This is a genomic window from Pantoea sp. (assembly GCF_039594315.1).
GTDB lineage: Bacteria > Pseudomonadota > Gammaproteobacteria > Enterobacterales > Enterobacteriaceae > Pantoea.
In genome coordinates this window covers 1-18,303 of the sequence record NZ_JBCNNP010000027.1, presented here as the reverse complement: position 1 = coordinate 18,303, position 18,303 = coordinate 1, and the positions used below count along the sequence as shown (strand labels likewise).

Annotated in this window: 16 protein-coding genes; 3 read left to right on the top strand and 13 right to left on the bottom strand. The window is 52.5% G+C overall.

The features are described 5' to 3' along the window. Nucleotides 1-3: 3 nt before the first annotated feature. The 6 genes from waaA to ABDW13_RS15350 all read right to left on the bottom strand — a co-directional run bounded on the left by waaA (nt 4) and on the right by ABDW13_RS15350 (nt 6,902). Entirely contained in the window at nt 4-1,278 is a 1,275-nt protein-coding gene (gene waaA, locus ABDW13_RS15375) for a lipid IV(A) 3-deoxy-D-manno-octulosonic acid transferase (protein WP_343553433.1), read from the bottom strand. An 85-nt stretch (nt 1,279-1,363) separates the two neighbouring features. Next, nucleotides 1,364-2,497, bottom strand: a complete 1,134-nt coding sequence (locus ABDW13_RS15370) for a glycosyltransferase family 4 protein (protein ID WP_343553432.1) — start codon at nt 2,495-2,497, stop codon at nt 1,364-1,366. Further along, nucleotides 2,490-3,566: a putative lipopolysaccharide heptosyltransferase III gene (gene rfaQ / locus ABDW13_RS15365; protein ID WP_343553431.1), complete on the bottom strand. Its 1,077-nt coding sequence runs from the start codon at nt 3,564-3,566 to the stop codon at nt 2,490-2,492. The genes ABDW13_RS15370 and rfaQ overlap by 8 nt, the downstream gene beginning before the upstream one ends. Before the next feature lie 64 nt (nt 3,567-3,630). Next, complete coding sequence (locus tag ABDW13_RS15360; protein ID WP_343553430.1) at nt 3,631-4,629, bottom strand: glycosyltransferase; 999 nt, start codon at nt 4,627-4,629, stop codon at nt 3,631-3,633. Continuing rightward, on the bottom strand, nt 4,626-5,735 hold the full coding sequence (locus ABDW13_RS15355; RefSeq protein ID WP_343553429.1) for a glycosyltransferase family 9 protein: 1,110 nt from the start codon (nt 5,733-5,735) through the stop codon (nt 4,626-4,628). The genes ABDW13_RS15360 and ABDW13_RS15355 overlap by 4 nt, the downstream gene beginning before the upstream one ends. A 42-nt stretch (nt 5,736-5,777) precedes the next feature. Continuing rightward, a complete protein-coding gene (locus tag ABDW13_RS15350) occupies nt 5,778-6,902 on the bottom strand; it encodes a glycosyltransferase (protein ID WP_343553428.1) in 1,125 nt (374 codons plus the stop codon). A 319-nt stretch (nt 6,903-7,221) separates the two neighbouring features. On the opposite strand from ABDW13_RS15350, the gene ABDW13_RS15345 reads away from it, so the two are divergent. Next, nucleotides 7,222-8,193 (top strand): polysaccharide deacetylase family protein, encoded by a 972-nt coding sequence (locus ABDW13_RS15345; RefSeq protein WP_343553427.1) that lies wholly within the window; start codon nt 7,222-7,224, stop codon nt 8,191-8,193. On the opposite strand, the gene rfaC is transcribed toward ABDW13_RS15345, so the two are convergent. The 3 genes from rfaC to rfaD are packed head-to-tail and all read right to left on the bottom strand — an operon-like array spanning nt 8,190 to nt 11,154. After that, nucleotides 8,190-9,158 carry a lipopolysaccharide heptosyltransferase RfaC gene (rfaC, locus tag ABDW13_RS15340; protein ID WP_343553426.1) on the bottom strand — a complete coding sequence of 323 codons (969 nt, stop codon included), beginning with the start codon at nt 9,156-9,158 and terminating at the stop codon, nt 8,190-8,192. The genes ABDW13_RS15345 and rfaC overlap by 4 nt on opposite strands. 2 nt (nt 9,159-9,160) lie before the next feature. Further along, nucleotides 9,161-10,204, bottom strand: coding sequence for an ADP-heptose--LPS heptosyltransferase RfaF (rfaF, locus tag ABDW13_RS15335; protein WP_343553425.1), 1,044 nt, complete (start codon nt 10,202-10,204; stop codon nt 9,161-9,163). Nucleotides 10,205-10,221: 17 nt separating this feature from the next. Further along, nucleotides 10,222-11,154 carry an ADP-glyceromanno-heptose 6-epimerase gene (gene rfaD, locus ABDW13_RS15330; RefSeq protein WP_343553424.1) on the bottom strand — a complete coding sequence of 311 codons (933 nt, stop codon included), beginning with the start codon at nt 11,152-11,154 and terminating at the stop codon, nt 10,222-10,224. A gap of 231 nt (nt 11,155-11,385) precedes the next feature. Here rfaD and ABDW13_RS15325 point away from each other — a divergent pair, with 231 nt between their 5' ends. Together ABDW13_RS15325 and tdh are read left to right on the top strand one after the other, a co-directional pair. Beyond that, nucleotides 11,386-12,594 (top strand): glycine C-acetyltransferase, encoded by a 1,209-nt coding sequence (locus ABDW13_RS15325; protein ID WP_343553423.1) that lies wholly within the window; start codon nt 11,386-11,388, stop codon nt 12,592-12,594. Next, a complete protein-coding gene (gene tdh / locus ABDW13_RS15320; RefSeq protein ID WP_064741521.1) occupies nt 12,591-13,619 on the top strand; it encodes an L-threonine 3-dehydrogenase in 1,029 nt (342 codons plus the stop codon). Before ABDW13_RS15325 ends, tdh begins: the two co-directional genes overlap by 4 nt. A gap of 32 nt (nt 13,620-13,651) precedes the next feature. Here tdh and ABDW13_RS15315 read toward each other — a convergent pair whose 3' ends face one another. Genes ABDW13_RS15315 through envC form a run of 4 tightly spaced genes read right to left on the bottom strand, consistent with a single transcriptional unit; the run spans nt 13,652 to nt 17,998 of the window. Continuing rightward, nucleotides 13,652-14,563, bottom strand: a complete 912-nt coding sequence (locus tag ABDW13_RS15315) for a hypothetical protein (protein WP_343553421.1) — start codon at nt 14,561-14,563, stop codon at nt 13,652-13,654. Continuing rightward, nucleotides 14,556-15,776: a glycosyltransferase gene (locus ABDW13_RS15310; RefSeq protein ID WP_343553420.1), complete on the bottom strand. Its 1,221-nt coding sequence runs from the start codon at nt 15,774-15,776 to the stop codon at nt 14,556-14,558. The genes ABDW13_RS15315 and ABDW13_RS15310 overlap by 8 nt, the downstream gene beginning before the upstream one ends. 20 nt (nt 15,777-15,796) lie before the next feature. Next, the gene (locus ABDW13_RS15305; protein ID WP_343553460.1) at nt 15,797-16,663 is read right to left on the bottom strand and encodes a divergent polysaccharide deacetylase family protein; all 867 of its coding nucleotides are present in this window, start codon (nt 16,661-16,663) and stop codon (nt 15,797-15,799) included. Nucleotides 16,664-16,696: 33 nt separating this feature from the next. Next, nucleotides 16,697-17,998 (bottom strand): murein hydrolase activator EnvC, encoded by a 1,302-nt coding sequence (gene envC, locus ABDW13_RS15300; RefSeq protein ID WP_343553419.1) that lies wholly within the window; start codon nt 17,996-17,998, stop codon nt 16,697-16,699. Nucleotides 17,999-18,303: the final 305 nt, after the last annotated feature.

Below are 18,303 nucleotides of genomic sequence, written 5' to 3'. Positions count from 1 at the left end.
GAATTAGTGTGCTCGTGGCGGTAAGTGCGGTTCGAGTAACTGTAGCAGACGCTGCAAAGCGCCCTGATTTTGATGCAGCACTTCAACGGCGTGACGGCCGTAATAGCGGCGATAATCATCGTCTTGCAGCAAGTTGGCGACTTCTTTTTGTAGCGAAACCACGTCAGTGACGGTGATTAAGCCTTCAGCCTGCTGCAACTTGGCGCAGATATCTTTGAAGTTCCAGATGTGCGGACCCATCAATACCGGAATGGCGTGAGCGGCGGGCTCCAGCGGATTATGTCCGCCGCGCTCGACCAAACTGCCGCCAACAAAAGCAATATCCGCAATGCCATACAGCATCATCAATTCGCCCATCGTGTCGCCGATCACCACTTGCGTGGAACTCGATGGGATTTCGCCGCTGCTGCGCAGTGTGAAACTGAAGCCGCGTTTTTGCGTTAAATCGCAGGCATCTTTAAAGCGTTCCGGATGGCGTGGCACCAGAATCAGCAGCAGATCGGGGAACTGCTGCAACAGACGGCGATGCGCATCGAGCACAATCGCTTCTTCGCCTTCGTGGGTGCTGGTGGCAATCCATACCGGACGACGTGAAGCCCATTGACGGCGCAGCGTCACCGCTTTTGCCGCCAGTTCTGGCGTCACAGAAATATCGAATTTAAGGCTGCCGGTTACGGTAAGGTGCGAACGCTTCAAACCAAGGCTGAGGAAACGCTCACCATCTTCATCATTCTGCGCGGCGATAAGTGTAATGCGTTGCAGTAAATCTCGCATAAAGCCGCCGAGTTTTTTGTAGCCTTTCGCCGAGCGCTCAGAAAGGCGCGCATTGGCAATCACCAGCGGAATTTTGCGCTGATGTAGAATACGAATGATATTCGGCCACAACTCGGTTTCCATAATGATCACCAGTCGCGGATCGACGGTATCGAGGAAACGGTTGATTGAGCCAGGCAAATCGTAAGGCAGATAAACGTGGTGCACGTCTTTGCCAAACGCTGATTGCGCACGCTCGGAGCCGGTTGGCGTCATGGTGGTGACGGTGATCGGCAAAGTGGGATAGCGATGGCGTAGCGCGCGCACCAGTGGCACCGCCGCCAGCGTTTCGCCGACCGAAACGGAATGCAGCACGATGCCGTGCGGTTGCACTTTGCCGCTGCAGTAGCCGTAGCGTTCCGCCCAGCGTTTACGATAGGCCGGTGCTTTTCGACCGCGCAGCCACAGGCGCAGCCAGATCAGTGGCTGAATCAGATAGAGCAGGGCTGTGTAGAGAGTCGTCATAGTTACCGTTACGACATAATCGCGTCAAAAAACACATGAAAGGCGGCATGTTATCAGAAACTGACCGCCTGCTCATACTGCTAAGTCAGCTGGTTTGCAGCACTTGCTGATACAGCGAGGTCAATGCCTGCGCCAGTCTTTGCGGACCATAAGGTTCGATTTTGCGTCGTGCAGCGTCGCCCATGGACGAATTTTGTGAAAGTGCCGGTGTTACCATTACCGCTTCGTTTAATGCTTTGATATCCAATGCATCACAGACGAAGCCTTCTTGTCCGGCAGTGATAAATTCCGCGCCGCCGCAACCGGTGCTGGTGATTACCGCCAGGCCACAAGCCATCGCTTCCAGCACCACATTCGGGAACGGGTCATACAGCGTTGGCAGCAGCAACGCATCGGCGGCGTGGTAAAACGGCTGCACATCTTGCTGCACGCCGACAAAGCGTAGTCGATCTAAGCAGTTAAGTTGATTGGCTAACTGCTGATAACGCGATAGTTGCTTATCCTGGCCGACCACCACCAAATAGCGATCGCTGTTAGCCACCGCTTCAATCGCCGCTTTCAACCCTTTGCGCTCAAAACCGGAACCGACGTAAATCATCACCGTGGCATCTTGCGGCAGCTTAAGTTGCTGACGCGCGGCATGACGCAATGTTTCGCTGGCGGGCTGAAAACGTTGGCTATCAATCGCGTTATGAATAACGTGGATCTTGCTGGCATCCAACGAGAAGTTGCGCAAAATATCCTGCTTCACCATCTCTGAATTGCATATCACTGCTTTCAACGATGATGCATTGAACATCTTGGCTTCCGCCTGCAACACATAGCGATGATAAGGACTGACGCTGGCGCTGAAACGTTGCCACGGCGAGACAATGCGCGCGCGCTGTTCCAGCCACACGCGATGCACGCCATCACCGGCGCGAAAGATATCGCAACCGGCAATACGTTCATGGCTTTGCACGATATCGAACTTCTCACGTTCCCAGCATTCACGCGCCGCGCGAGCAAAACCGCGTTCACGTGAGATGCGGCCAAATTTGGCGGGGTTGCAAATGTGCAGATGCCAGGCCGGATTCGGCGTGCCTTGCCAACTGCGGGTGATGATATTGAGATCAAGCTGTTCGCTATCCAATGCTTCCAGTGCGCGTGAGATAAAACGTTCGGCACCGCCGTCCGGGCGATATTTCTGCCGGACAATCGCCAGGCGTAACTTACTCATGCAAAAAACTCCTGGCGGCAGCCAATACATCTTCAACCGGAATGGCGGAGAGATAACGCTGATCGGTTTTGGTATCGATGGCGTCTGGTGAAGGCAGCGGTCCATAATCGCCAGCCCAGATCACACGATTGTTGTCGCCCCACGGACGCCAATGTTGCAGTTTGGTCGGGCCAAACAACGCGATGCACGGTGTTTCCAGCGCAGCGGCCATGTGCATCGGTGCAGAATCGACACCGATAAACAGTTGCGCCGCATCAATCAGCGCTGCCAGTTGCGGCAATGATAATTGTCCGGCGAGTGAAACTACATTGGGCGTTTGGCATAGCGATTGAATATTGGCGATCATCGCCAGCTCTTTTTGGTCTGGCGCGGCGGTAAGTACCACGGTGCGTCCATCGGCGGCCAGCGCATCAATCAACTGCGCCACCTTCTCATCTTCCCAGCACTTAAACTGCCAGCGTGAGGTCGGTTGCAGCACAATAAACGGCGCATTGACCGCATGATCGGCCAGCACCTGTTGTACTTTTTGCTGATCGGCGAGGCTGAAATGCATCGATGCTTTCGCGCCCTCCGCGCTGATACCCAACGGTTGCAGCGCCACCATATTCTGTTCAACGGTGTGCAGCTGATTATGGTTGGCGGTGCTGACTAACTGATTGTGCATCCAACGCCAGAAAGCGTTATCGCGTTTATTGAAGGCAAAACCAATGCGCACCGGCGCACCCGAAAGCCCGGTAATGATGGCGCTGCGCCACTGATCGGCGAGGTTAATCACCACATCATAATGGCTGCTGCGGACCGCCGAAATCAGTGCCATTTCGTGACGGAATTTCTGCCAGCCGCCCTGTTTTTTCCAGTTGCGATCGATGAAATGAATCTGGCGAATCGCCGGATGGGCTTCCAGCATCGGACGCGTCTCTTTATACAGCAGCACGTCGATATTGGCTTGGGGATAGCGCTGGCGAAGCGCATTGATCGCGGGCGTGGTCAGCAGCATGTCGCCGTGATGGCGCAGCTTGATCAGTAGAATATTTTTCGCTGCAAATTGGTCTGGAATCGGGCTTGCCATACTCAAATGATCTCAAAATTCAGTCAGCTGATTGTAGGGCAAACCCCAAGGGCGTGAAAGACGCTTATTTCTTGCGCCAGCGATAAATGCGGCTGAGCCACAGCAGCAGTTGATACCATTGCTGCACACCACGCGCGTTACGCAACATGCGTTTATGGGTTTGCGTGGCAAACAGGTCGGCGATCATCGCCTGACGCGCGCTCTCTTCCGGTTCGCGGCGAATGCAGTGGCATACGCTGAGCGCCTCATGCGTAATCTGCTGGTGAAACGCCGGATAGATAGTCACTTTTTGCCGATAACGTGCGTTGATCTCTTCCAGCAATTGCGCGATTTTCAGGTAATGGCGCTGATACTCGACGTTGCGCTGCCCGGTGCGTTTGCGGTTGCTGATTGAAGCATCGTGCATGTAATAGCGATACAGCACGCGATCGGTGTAACGCACGCGTTTGGCGTTGAGCATGAACTCGGTGGTCCAGGGAATGTCCTGATGATGCAAGCCGGGTTCAAAATAGAGTTTTAGCTGTTCGATCAATTCGCGGCGGTAAATGCCCAGCCACACCACATGCATATAGCGCCGCGTTTTCAGGGCTTTATTCAGCCACTCCGCGCCGCCCAATATTTCGGTGCTGGTTAAGCGATCGGTTGGAATCAGCGGTTTGACTTGTTGGCTGGCTTTGAAAAACCACTCTGCGTTGCATTGTGCGGCATCAAGATTATCGGCTTCGGCCATCTCAACCAGCGTTTGATACATCGCCGCATCCATGGTGTCGTCGGCATCCGGGAATGTGACATATTTGCCGCGCGCTACCGCCAGCCCAGTATTGCGCGCGCGGGAAACGCCGCCATTTTCTTGATGAACAACGCGCACATGCGAGTGTTGCTGCGCGTAAGCGTCAGCGCGTTCGCCAGAACCGTCAGTTGAGCCATCATCAACAATGATGATTTCCAGATCGACCAGCGTTTGCGCCAGCAATGACTGCATGAATGTGTCGAACATCTCGCCAGCATTGAACATCGGCGTGATGATGGAGAGTAAAGGAGGATTATCTGGCTGCATGGTCATGCTGTTTTAATGTTTTTCCGTCGCGCCCGGCGTTGTTGTTGCCGTGTGCTAATAAATTCATGAATATCGTTTAGCTTCCGCTGATCGAGTTCAAACAGTTGCTCAGTCGGATGCATAAATTTGTACTGCGCCGCAAAAACAAACGACGACGGTGCAATATGGTTGGGACCAATCAGCAGTACATCACCGAGCGGGCGTTGCTCTTCAACGCAGCAAGGACCATAAATCAAAATGATCGGCACTTGCTGCGCATCAGCAATGTAGACGTTGCCGGAATCAGACGCGATGTAAAAATCCATCTCGCTGATCGCCGCAGGCACATCTTCCAATGGCACTTTGCCCACCATACTAATCACGTTTTCACGCGCGCCGACAACTTTATACAGCTCTTGTAGGCGAGATTGCTCATTCGGTGCGCCAAATGCATAAAACTGGCAGGGTAAATCGGCTAAATGGTCAAAAAGACGCTGCCAAATAAGTGGCGGGATGGTTTTTGCCTGATTACCTGCGGTGATGCTGATACCAATGCGAATGCCATCGAATTGTGTAATTTCATTGGGCAGCGTGGCTGGCTGCCAAAGTGGCTGCGTGGCATGTTTGGGATAGCTCTCTTTAGTGAAAGAGCGGTCGGCCAGCTTGAGATAATTTTCCAGCGTCAGGGTGTTTTTTTCATGCTGTACCGTGCCCGAAGCGGTGGCGTAAAACAGGGCTTGATAGCCTTTACGGCGATAGCTGGAGAGAAACTGTTTATTACTGGCGTTGCAGCATGCGGCGATAAACAGATTCAGATTGGTTGGGTGTAGCAGGTAAATGTTGTCGTAGCGATTGAGCAGCTGCCAAACCAATTTGAATTTCTTCAGTAAGCCAGAACGATGATCTTCGATATACCAGATGTTTTCGATGGTGTTATCACGCGTAGCGAGCGGCGCAACACATTGGCTTAATAAAGCATCGCTTTTACCCAAATGGGTCAACAGTGGGGTGATATTAATGAAATCGCCAATCTTGGCGGTTTGAATAATGAGATTTTTACCGGTCCTGCCATGGACGATTTTCATCACCCATTTAACCGGAAGAAATAAGATGAACAAAATGAAGTAGGCCAATGATTAATCCCCATGAGGCGGTCACACCATCATGGGGACCTATTAACTCGGAATGTGCTGAGGGCTTGAGTATGCGGGCTCTTCAGTTTCAACGAGTTGCAAATATTGCTGACAAATAACGTTGAGACTATAAATGCTTAAGTCCAATTTTTGCAACTCAGGTGGGTTGGTATAAATTTCACGCATTTTCTGCGCCAGCGACTCTGCATTCATCTCGGCCAGCCCACGCGCCAGATCGCCAGACAAAATTGCCGCAGGTGCACCGGGGCAGCGAGTGCTGACCACTGGAGTGCCGCAGCTCAGGGCTTCAACCAGCACATTGCCAAATCCTTCACTGTCTGAACTCACCACTAACAGGCGCGCATGGCGAATCCACGGATAAGGATTGGCATGAAAACCTTCAAAACGTACGCGGGCAGAAATGCCTAAATCCTCGGCTTGCTGGCGTAATCTTTCCGTCTTTTTTTCATTTCCCTGACCTAATAAAACCAGTGGGGCAGAAATACCGCTTTGCGCATACGCTTGTAGTAGGCGATCGTGACGTTTTGCTTCATGAAAGCGCCCAACATGCAGAATGAAATCATTGCCCGCCAATGAGCAAGGTTCGGCGGCCTTGCGGGAAATAAGATCGAAATCGAACGGGTTAAATATCACTCGGGCTTTGCTGGGTTTCACGCCGATATTCTGCATCACATCGTCAATGACATATTGCGAAACGCCAATCAACTGTCGGCCTTGATAGGTTTGACGGATTTTCTGCTGCTTCATCCATAATGAAAAGCCTGATTTACGCGCGAGGTAAGAAGCGGAAAATACACCGTGCAGGCAATACCAGGTTTTATTCAAATCCAATGATTTTGCGCGTCGAACAATGCGGTCTGTTTTGTGTAAGTTTGAAAGGATCAAATCATACTTGCCATGCAGCGCTTCGCTTTGGCGCACCGCTACATCCAACTGACGAGCACGACGATAGGTTTCAGTTAATTTACGCCATGGACGAGAGCAGTGATCAATCACTGTTTGATAATCCACATCTGCGGGAATGGGGTATTCGCATACCTTTCGCAATGAAAAAAGCGACACTCGATGCCCCTGGCGGAGAAAACCTTCTGCCAGCGTCAGAACGACTTTTTCGGCACCGCCGCCTGGCAGGCCATCGATAACCATCAGAATGCGCTTCGACAAATTCTTTTGCTCCTAATCGCCAGCCTGTTTTGTATGACAACGTGGTTATCATCCCCTGAGAAAACAGAGCTGAATATAAGAAAAATCAATTTATTAGGTACGTTTAGCTTCAAAGAATACGCTTTGCCATTACGGTAAGCATTCGACGTAGTCGCAGCCATGTGCAGTTTAATTCACTCTAGTTTAACCGACCATATACTGCTACCAACATCTGTGGCAGCGCGGCGGATGAAAAGTTTGCCCTGATTGATTCGCTTGCGTACCATAATGACGAGAAATTGCTCATTTTATCGGATAAGTTATGGATAAGCCTGCGTTTTTAATCACTCTCGATACGGAAGGGGATAACCTGTGGCGCAATCGTAGCGGCAAGGTTACCACGCACAATGTTCGCTTCCTGCCGCGCTTTCAGTCGTTGTGTGAGAAGTACGGTTTTAAACCGACCTGGCTGACCAACTATGAAATGGCGAGCGATCCGGCTTATGTTGAATTTGGTCGGGATTTGCTGGCACGCAAACAGGGTGAAATCGGCATGCACCTGCACGCCTGGTTTAGCCCGCCAGAACACGCCTTAACCGATGACGATTGGCGTTATCAGCCTTATTTAATTGAGTATCCTGAAAACATTCTGCGTGAGAAGGTCGCTTTCATGACTGACTTACTGGAAAGCGCGTTTCAACAGAAAATGACCAGCCATCGTGCTGGCCGCTGGGCGTTTGATGAGATCTATGCGCGCGCGCTGATCGACAACGGTTATTTGGTCGATTGCTCCGTTACGCCGCGCGTGGATTGGCGCAACGCTTCCGGGGCACCTCAAGGCAACGGTGGTACGGATTATCGTCATTTCCCCGATCATGCTTATTACCTTGATGCGAACGACATTTCCAAAGCAGGGAATAGCCCGCTACTCGAGCTACCAATGAGCATTCAGTACCGTTACGGCGCGTTAACCAATCGATTGAAAAAAGTGTGGAATGATGTGCGCGGTAAAAAACGTGGCGCGTCAGTGAATTGGTTGCGTCCGGTTGGCGGCAATGTGGCGCAGATGAAGCAGGTGGTTGAACAGACGATTAATCAGGGAAATGATTACGTGGAGTTTATGCTGCATTCATCAGAATTCATGCCAGATGGCAGCCCCACATTCAAAAATGAGGCTGACATCGAGCGACTGTACGACGATTTAGAGCAGCTTTTCAGTTGGTTGCAGTCGCGCACTCAAGGCATGACATTAACGGAATATGCGCAGCAAAAGATTAGCGCAGCATCCCGTTAAATCGCCATCTCCTGCATCATCGCGGCGACATCGCTGGCTTGAATATCTGCCATGCTGTGCCCTTGTGCCGGGCGCAGCACATATTGGTTTTGGCCATAGCCGCCAATCAAACCAGGATCGGTTGGACCGTATAACGTGATATTCGGCCGATCCAGCGCCGCAGTCAGATGGCTCAAACCGGTATCCACCGAAACCACCGCACGCGCGCCAGCAAGCTGCTGTGCCACCTGCTCCAGCGTGAGTTTCGGCAACACTTCAACATGTTCGAAACCTTCCGCCAGTCGCTGAGCGCGCTGATGTTCATGTTCGGCGCCCCACGGCAATTTTACGCGCATGCCTGTCGGCTGCACCAGACCGATCAACTCACGCCAGTGGGATTCTGGCCAATGTTTGTTGTCACGCGTGGTGGCGTGCAAAAACACCAAATAAGGCTGCGCTTCAGTGGAGAGCGTTGAGAGGAAATGTCCGGCGATGGCGTAATCGCCCTGCGTGCTGGGCTTTTCGTAGCCGAGACTCTTGGCAAACAACTCACGCGTACGTTCAACCGCGTGCTGCTGCTTGTCGATTTCATGACGTTTGTCATACCACCAGCTGGCGAAAGGTTCGCGCGCGCTGCGGCTGTCCTGACCGTGCTTAACGCCTTTTGCCAGACGCGTCACCAACGCGGCGCTTTTGATCAGGCCCTGCGCATCCAGCACCACATCATATTGACGTGATTGCAGATCGCGTTTGAAACGCACGCGTTCTTCACGCTGCTGGCTACCAAACCAATGTTTGCGCCAGCGACGAATCGCTACCGGCAACACTTTATCCACCGCCGGATGCCAGGCAGGGATTTGCGCGAAGTTTTCTTCAACCACCCAATCAAATTTGATGCCAGGAATCGCCTGCATCGCATCGGTGAGCGCAGGCAACGTGTGCAGCACGTCTCCCATTGAGGAGGTTTTAACAATTAAAACGTGCATTTCTACTCCTGCACCGGATGCAGCAAAGCGTGCAACTCTTGATAAACTCGCGCTGGTTGAATATCAATCAGGCTTTGATGATATCCCTGCTCGGCATCACCTTTGCGTACTTTGTGGTAGCCGGTAATCAGGCGAATGACGCGGGCATGCTGCGAAAGCGGCGGCGTGAAATCTGGGCTGCTTGGGCCATAAAGCGCCACCAGCGGACGATTGAGCGCCGCGGCGATGTGCATCAAGCCTGAGTCATTGCTGACCACAGCCGCGCAGTTTGCCAGCAGAATCACGGCTTGTTCCAACTGTGTATCGCCAGCCAGATTTTTGCAGTGCGCGCGTGCGTCATCTGATAGCGACTGAATAATGGTGTCGCCGGTTTCGCGATCTTTTGCCGAACCAAAAAGCACCACTTGATAGCCTTCGCCAATCAGTTGCTCGGCCAGGGCGGCGTAATGATAGTGCGGCCAGCGTTTTGCCGGACCAAACTCTGCGCCGGGGCAGAAACCAACCACCGGACGATCGGCCGACAGCGCAAACTGTGCCGCGGTCATGCGTTTTTCATCTTCTTCGACGCGCAATTGTGGCCACAACAGCGGTTGCGGCAGTTGCTGCGCCGAGGCAATCGGCTGGTCATAGCCAAGCGCCACATAGCGCTCAACCATCAGCGGAAACGCCGCTTTATCCAGCACGCGCACGTCGTTCAGCACGCCGTAACGCATTTCGCCGCGCCAACCGGTGCGACGTTTAATGCCAGCGAAAAACGGCACCAGCGCCGATTTGAAGGAGTTCGGCAGCACATAAGCGCGGTCGTAGCCGCTGGCTTGCAGGGTTTTCCCCAAACGACGACGCTCACCGAGCGCCAATGCGCCGTGGCCAAGTGGCATCGCCAGTGCCTGATTCACTTCCGGCATGCGCGATAGTAAAGGTCGGCACCACGCGGGCGCCATCACATCGATCACTGCATCAGGATGCTCAGCCTTGAGCGTGCGATAGAGACTTTGCGACATCATCATATCGCCGACCCACGACGGGCCAATAACCAGAATTTTCATCGCTGGTGCCGGTTTCCTTATGCTTTACGGTTCAGCCAGACCATATATTCGCCCACGCCTTGCGCGACGGTTTTGAACGGCTTGTCATAGCCAGCGGCACGCAGATTGGTGAGATCGGCTTGAGTGAATGCCTGATAGCGACCTTTCAGCTTCTCCGGAAACGGAATGTACTCAATTTCGCCTTGCTGATGGAAATTCAGCACCGCATCCGCCACTTCCTGGAAGGATTCCGCACGGCCCGTGCCGCAGTTATAGATGCCCGAAACGCCGTTTTCCCAGCACCACAGATTCACGGCAACCACATCATCGACGTGGATGAAGTCACGACGGAAATCATCGCTGCCTTCGAACAGTTTTGGATTTTCGCCGTTGCTGATCTGGGTATTAAGATGGAATGCCACGCTGGCCATGCCGCCTTTATGGCCTTCACGCGGGCCATACACGTTAAAGTAACGGAAACCGCACACCGGCGATTCGGCTTCTGGCAGGATCTGGCGCACGTAGTGATCGAACAGCATTTTGGAGTAGCCGTAGACGTTCAGCGGCTGCTCGTATTGACGCTCCTCGATAAAGTTCTCATTGCGGCCGCCGTAGGTTGCCGCGGAAGAGGCGTACAGGAACGGGATTTCGCGCTCCAGACAGAAGTGCAGCAGATCTTTGGAGTACTGATAGTTGTTGTCCATCATGTACTTGCCGTCCCACTCGGTGGTGGCTGAACACGCACCTTCGTGGAATACCGCTTCGATTGGGCCGAGATCTTCACCAGACATGATGTAGGAGAGGAATTCCTCTTTATCCATGTAATCAGCGATGTCCAAATCCGCCAGATTCACGAATTTGGTGCCATCCTTCAGATTATCCACCACCAAAATGTCGGTCAGACCGCGGTCGTTCAGCGCTTTAACAATGTTGCTGCCAATCATGCCAGCGCCACCGGTTACGATAATCATATGCTTTGCCTTTAAAGAGTTGGGGGGAAACAGGAGGTATCACCCACGAATACTTAACATCATAACATTTCAGCCCAGCGCAGGCAGCCAGATGACTCCGTAAGCGCTGCACAAATCCTGTTCGCAGCGTGAACTATGCTGCAAAACCGAGATATTGATGGCGGAAATATCGGAACGATGCGATTCGATCAGTAATATGTGCCAAATATTTGCTATCTGAGGAGCAGAATCATGTCCAATCAGTTTTATTCGCAAATCCGTCAACAGCTTGAGACAACGCGCCAGGACGGATTGTTCAAACAAGAACGCACCATTACTTCCGCCCAGCAGGCGGAAATCAATGTCGCCAATAGCCCGCCGGTGATCAACTTCTGCGCCAATAACTATTTGGGTTTAGCCAATCATCCAGCATTAATCCAGGCAGCAAAAGATGGCATGGATTCACACGGCTTTGGCATGGCGTCGGTGCGCTTTATCTGCGGCACACAAGACATCCACCAACAGCTTGAACATAAATTGGCCGAATTCCTTGGCATGGAAGACGCCATTCTGTTCTCCTCCTGTTTTGATGCCAACGGCGGCCTGTTCGAAACGCTGCTCAGCGCGGAAGATGCGATTATCTCGGACGCCCTCAATCATGCGTCAATTATTGATGGCGTGCGCTTGTGCAAAGCGCAGCGTTATCGCTATGCCAACAACGACATGAATGAACTGCGCGCACGCTTACAGGAAGCGCGTGATAAAGGGGCGCGCCATATTCTGATCGCCACCGACGGCGTGTTCTCGATGGACGGCGTGATCGCCAACCTGCAAGGCATTTGCGATTTGGCGGATGAATTTGATGCGCTGGTGATGGTGGATGATTCACACGCGGTCGGCTTTGTCGGCGCGGCCGGGCGCGGTACGCACGAATATTGTGCCGTGATGGATCGCGTCGATATTCTTACCGGCACGCTGGGTAAAGCGTTGGGCGGCGCATCGGGCGGCTACGTGGCGGCGAAAAAAGAAGTGGTGGAATGGCTGCGCCAGCGTTCGCGTCCTTATCTGTTCTCCAACTCACTGGCTCCGGCGATTGTTACTGCCTCGCTGCGCGTACTGGAATTGCTGAGTGAAGGCGATGGATTGCGCCAGCGTCTGTGGGAAAACGCCCGTTTCTTCCGCGAGAAAATGACCGCCGCCGGTTTCACGCTGGCCGGTGCCGATCACGCCATCATTCCAGTGATGCTGGGTGATGCCAAAGTGGCGCAGCAGTTCGCCAGTTTATTGCAGCAAGAAGGAATTTACGTCACCGGCTTCTTCTATCCGGTGGTGCCGCAAGGTCAGGCGCGCATTCGCACGCAAATCTCTGCCGGTCACACTCAGGCACAGCTGGAACACGCAGTCGCCGCCTTTACCCGCATTGGTCAGCAGTTGGGCGTCATTGCAGGAGCAGCGAAATGAAAGCACTTGCCAAATTAAAAGCCGAAGAAGGCATCTGGATGGTCAAGGACGCGCCGATTCCTGAACCTGGCCATAACGACTTGCTGATTAAAATCCGTAAAACCGCGATTTGCGGCACCGATGTGCACATCTATAACTGGGATGATTGGTCGCGCAAAACCATTCCGGTGCCAATGATTACCGGCCACGAATATGTCGGTGAAGTGGTCGGCATGGGCGAAGAAGTGAAAGGTTTTGCCGTGGGCGATCGCGTTTCAGGTGAAGGACACATCACCTGCGGACATTGCCGCAACTGCCGCGCGGGGCGTACGCACTTATGTCGCAATACGGTCGGCGTGGGCGTCAATCGTCAGGGCTGTTTCGCCGAATATCTGGTGATCCCGGCTTTCAACGCTTTCAAAATCCCTGACAATATCTCTGACGAACTGGCGGCGATTTTTGATCCGTTCGGCAACGCGGTGCATACCGCACTGTCGTTTGATTTAGTGGGCGAAGATGTGCTGATTTCGGGTGCCGGCCCGATTGGCATAATGGCGGCGGCAGTGTGTAAGCACGTTGGTGCGCGTCATGTAGTGATCACCGACATCAATGAATACCGCCTCGATTTGGCACGCAAAATGGGCGTAACGCGCGCGGTTAATGTGGCGCAAGAGAATCTGCGTGACGTGATGGCTGAACTGGGCATGACCGAAGGCTTTGATGTCGGCCTCGAAATGTCCGGCGCACCACCGGCTTTCCGCACCCTGCTGGAAGTGATGAACCACGGCGGGCGCATCGCGCTGTTGGGCATTCCACCGGGCGAAATGTCTATCGACTGGAATCAGGTGATTTTCAAAGGCTTGTTCATCAAAGGCATTTATGGTCGTGAGATGTTCGAAACCTGGTACAAGATGGCGGCGCTGATTCAGTCTGGCCTCGATCTCACGCCGATAATCACCCATCGCTATCACATTGATGAATTCCAGCAGGGCTTCGATGAGATGCGCTCTGGCCGTTCGGGCAAAGTGGTGTTGAGCTGGGATTGATGATGATGCTCCGGCCACTTGGCCGGAGAATTTCAAGATTGCTTCTTCTCTGCATCCGTCAGGTAGCGCACTTTGCGCGTGTAATCCTGACCTTTGAAAGTGAGTGGCCGAGTGGGATCTTGCAAATACTTCTGCCATTCACTCAATGGAAAACCACCGTGTGCGCCAATTACCTCGGCGGGAATGACCGCTGAAGTCCCGCCAATTTTCTTAGAAACGGGCCAGTTCGCCCATTCGCCTAAATTAATGGTGCGAATATCGAGCATATCCAATAACGCTGAAAGCGGAAGTTGATCTGTCGGCGGTTGGCTGTCGTTCATCAATTCCCAGGTATCCTGAAATAGCGTTAACCACAATGGGCAAATACGCTTCCAGGTTTGTCGCGTTGCCGCTAAATAAGCGCCATTCACGTGGTCTTCAAAATAAGGCCGAATTGCAGGCTTGTAGTAAGCTGGAATCGCACTTTCCTCTGCACCGGCTAATTTGGCGATCATCTTTCCCTGGCGAAAGCTCGAATAAAGATGTCCAGCATGCATGTTGATATTGGGGGCGTTAAGCAGATTGAGATCGGAATCGATCATCAAAATACCTTCACCTTTGGCCTGCAGCGGTGCTTGTATTTTGATCAGTCGGCTGCGATAGATTTGCTTATAGCGATAACTTTCCTCGCGCAGAGGAACGTCCAACGTAACCACGCGTGTTTTCGCTGGCAATGGGCCAAAAGCCTGTTCAGGTTGGTCGCTCACAATGACAATTTCTTCAATGTCTTGCGTAAAGCGAGCGGCAAACTCTGCGCTCAACAACGCTTCTTCAATATAGTCAGCACCGGTACAAGGAATCACAATTGACGTTACCGGTGTATTGCCTTGCGCACTTCCCGACGAATAAGGAATGTTGTGACGTGAGCGAATATGACGATAGTTTTTATTGAAGAATTCAAACATGTGGTTTCCTTTCAATGCTGTTTCCCAGAATCATTTCGACACCGGTAACATAATTCTCTATAGCGTAATTTTCGCGCACACGCGCTTCCGCAGTATCGATTAACCGCTGGCGTAAGTTTGCGTCTTGCCAAACAGTCGTAAGGTGACGACTTAATTGATCAATATCGCCATACTCGAAAAGCAATCCGGTTTCGTCATGATTGATTAATTCTGCGGTACCCACCACCTTAGAGCCAATAACCGCGGTTTTTACCAGCATCGCTTCCAGCACCACGCGCGGTAAACCTTCGCTGCGTGAAGCGAGAATGAACGTATCGAAAGCCGATAAATAATCCAGCGGATTATTTTGAAAGCCGGTAAAGATGATGTGTGATTCAATCTGTTCTTTCTGCGCCAGCGTAACCAAATTTTCCTTCTCTGGGCCTGAACCCACAACCACCATTTTCCAATTGGCTTCAGGATGCGCGCGTTTAAATTTTCCTAAAGCCTGAAAAATATGATGGTTCGCTTTACGTGTAATAAGAGAACCGATTGAGCCAAAGACGAATGTTTCCGTGGCATAGCCCAAACGTTCGCGCACTTGTGCGCGACTCGGTAATGTTTGGTGGATATCGATAGCGTTGGAGACGGTGAAACAACGCTGCGCATCAATCCCGCTTTGGCGTAATGTCTGATTCACTCCGTGTGAAACGGCAATAATCGCGTCCACACGCTGATTGACCATCTCGACTAACGGCTGATTTAACTGCGGCTCAATGCGGCAATGCTGAATTAACGCGATGTCTAAATTCCTGGCAGCGCGATAACCTTCTACATTGGTGCTGGGCTGATTGTTCATATACAACGCGTCGAACTGCCCGGTTTGTAATATTGAGGCGATCTGTTGCGCATTCGGCTGCACACGCCATTTCTCATCAACACGATCGATCATCTCTTTCTTGAGTGAACGGTTGAACATAAATAGCGTACGTAACAACTCTTTGCTTATTTTCGCCCATTTAGGCTGGCGTTGCTGCGCAACAAAAATCACCGGAATGCCAATCGAATTTAAAATCGATTCAATGGTTTCGCTGTTTCCGCGCGCATAGTTGTTATAGAAACAGCAGGTCACATCGAATTTCTGTCGATCAATGCGCTTCAGCAACTCCAGCATGCTGTTGGTGCCGCCACCCCATTCACGCCCGGTATCCAACAGCAGAATTTTCTTTCTCATGGATCTTCTTTCTCCTGATATCAGAAGAGTTGCTTTATCGACTGAACCAAGCGGCTTTGCGCAATGCTGTCGCCGATCAGCTCAATAGCGCGACTCTGCGGCACCGGAGGCACGGGCTTGTTCGCCTTACACATGCCAGGCGCGCGGAAGTGTGGCGCAGGCGGTTTGGCAGGTGGCGGCGTAGCGCCTTGATGCAGCGGTTCATTCAGCAACTGGCTTGGGCGCACCAAGGTGATATCGGCGGGCAAGGTCGGCAGCATCTGTTGAAGCACGCGAACCGTGGTGGGATGCGGATGGCCGATGGCAATCGCATAGCCGTCACGCTGCGCCAGTTTAACTGCGCGGGTAAACTGGGTGCGAATCGACGCTTCATTCTGACTGTCGTCAAGGAATACGCGGCGTTTCAGTACCTTAACTTTGGTGCCTTGCGCCGCCGGCACAGACTGGCTATTGCCAATCGTCATGCTATCGAGAAAGTAATAATTATAGTGATTCAGCACCTGCATCACTTTCTGCATGCCGGGCAGGCTGGAAGTCATCTTGCTGCCCATATGATTATTCAAACCGACCGCATAAGGCACTTTGCCGGAAGCTTCGCGAATAATGCGCTCAATCTCCGTGCTGCTCATTTCCGGAGTCAGCGTGTCTTTTTCCAGCGGTTGTTTGCTGAGCGGCGCCATGGGCAAGTGAATCAGCACTTCGCGGCCGCCCTGATGGGCTTTGGTTGCCATCTCACGCGCATGTGGTGCATTAGGCAACACCGCAACCGAAATCGCCGTGGGCATTTGCAGCACTTTATTCTCTTCGACCGGGCGATAACCAAAGTCGTCGATCACGATGGAGAGCTTTCCAGCATGTGCGGAAAGTGTGAAAAACAGGCCGCACATGGCGGCCGAGAGCTTAGAGGGTTGAAACAAAACTTATCTTCCTAACCACGGGAGTGGATTGACGGCCTGTCCTTGACGTCGGATTTCAAAGTAGAGCGAAGGCGTGCCGCGGCCGCCGCTGGTGCCCACAAGGGCGATAGGCTGTCCTGCCTTCACCTGAGCACCGACGCTCACCAGTGCGCTTTGGTTATAGCCATAAAGGCTCATGTCGCCTTTACCGTGTTCCAATACCACAACCAGACCGTAGCCTTGCAGCCAGTCGGCCATCAATACGCGACCATCAGCGATGGCTTTCACTTCGGTGCCTTCTGGCGCATCAACCACCAGACCTTTCCAGCGCAGTTCGCCCTGCATGGATTCACCAAAGCGGTGTTCGATACGTCCTCGTACCGGCCAGACGGCTTGCCCGCCGGGCTTACCTAATCCGCCGGTACGCGCCATCAATTCACGCTCACTTTGCGTGGGCTGATAGCTAGAGCCTTTGGCTTTTGCCTGCGCCTGACGTTGGCGCACTTTTTCTGCCTCGCGCGCTTCACGTTCAGCGCGTTCACGCGCTTCACGCTCCGCCTTAGCAATTTTGTCCTGCAAGCGGCTTTCATTGGCGCGCATCTCAACCAGATCGGCTTGATCTTTTTGCAGCGAACTTTCCAGCACGTTAAGCGTCTTTTTACGCGCCGCGCTGGCGGTTTCTAGTTTGCTTTGTTGTGTCTGTTGCTGGGCAAGTAAAGATTTTTGCTGATCTTGTTTGGCGCGCTGCGACTGGCGCTGCTCCGCGAGCTGTTGCTGCGTTTGCTTAAGATCGTCGATGTTTTTCTGACGAGCGGCGTTGAGATAGCCGAAATAGGCAAGAATGCGCTCACTGCGCTGCGCTTCTTCACCGCCCAGCAACAGTTGTACGCCATTATGTTGGCCTTGACGGAAGGCGGCATCCAATTGTTCCGCAAGCAGTTTTTCCTGCTGCGCTTGTTGTTTTTCCAGACGAGAAATTGACGCACTGAGTTGCGCGATTTCTGCGTCGAGCGTGCTCAGGCTATTGCGTGTTTCACGCAGTTGCCGACTGGCTTGTGCAATCACCTTTTCCTGGCTTTGCAGCTGATCAAGCAGCTTACTGCGTTGAATTTTCTGCGCTTTAACGCTTTTTTCTTTCTCAGCGATATCTTGCTGGATCGACTTTAACTGCGTTTTATTGTCATCCGCGCTGCGTGCGGCAACAGGCATTAACAGTGCGCCCGCCACCAGCAGACTGAGGGATATTTCAGACCAGCGAAATGCCAACGGATGCGTGGGGCCGTTGAAACGGGTCCTTGTGTGTGTAACGGTCGCTTTTCCCTTCATAGTCGATAATTATTCCACGATGAACAGCCGCTTACCAGTTAGCCCGGCCGGGTTTTACTTTGCTAAAAATGTCTGTACCGAGCTTACCGGCATAAACTTTGTCTTAATTTTGCGATTAGAACACTTTTTTTGGAAAATGACGCACAAATCGTAACTCTGGCCCGTTAGCGACTGTACATGCGAAGTGGCGCAGGTATACTCAGAACCCTTGTTTTAGCTTATCAGCCCGGTTTGGAGTCGTTACCCCTCATGCAAGAAATTATGCAGTTTGCAAGCAATCACCCCATCCTCAGTCTGGCATGGGT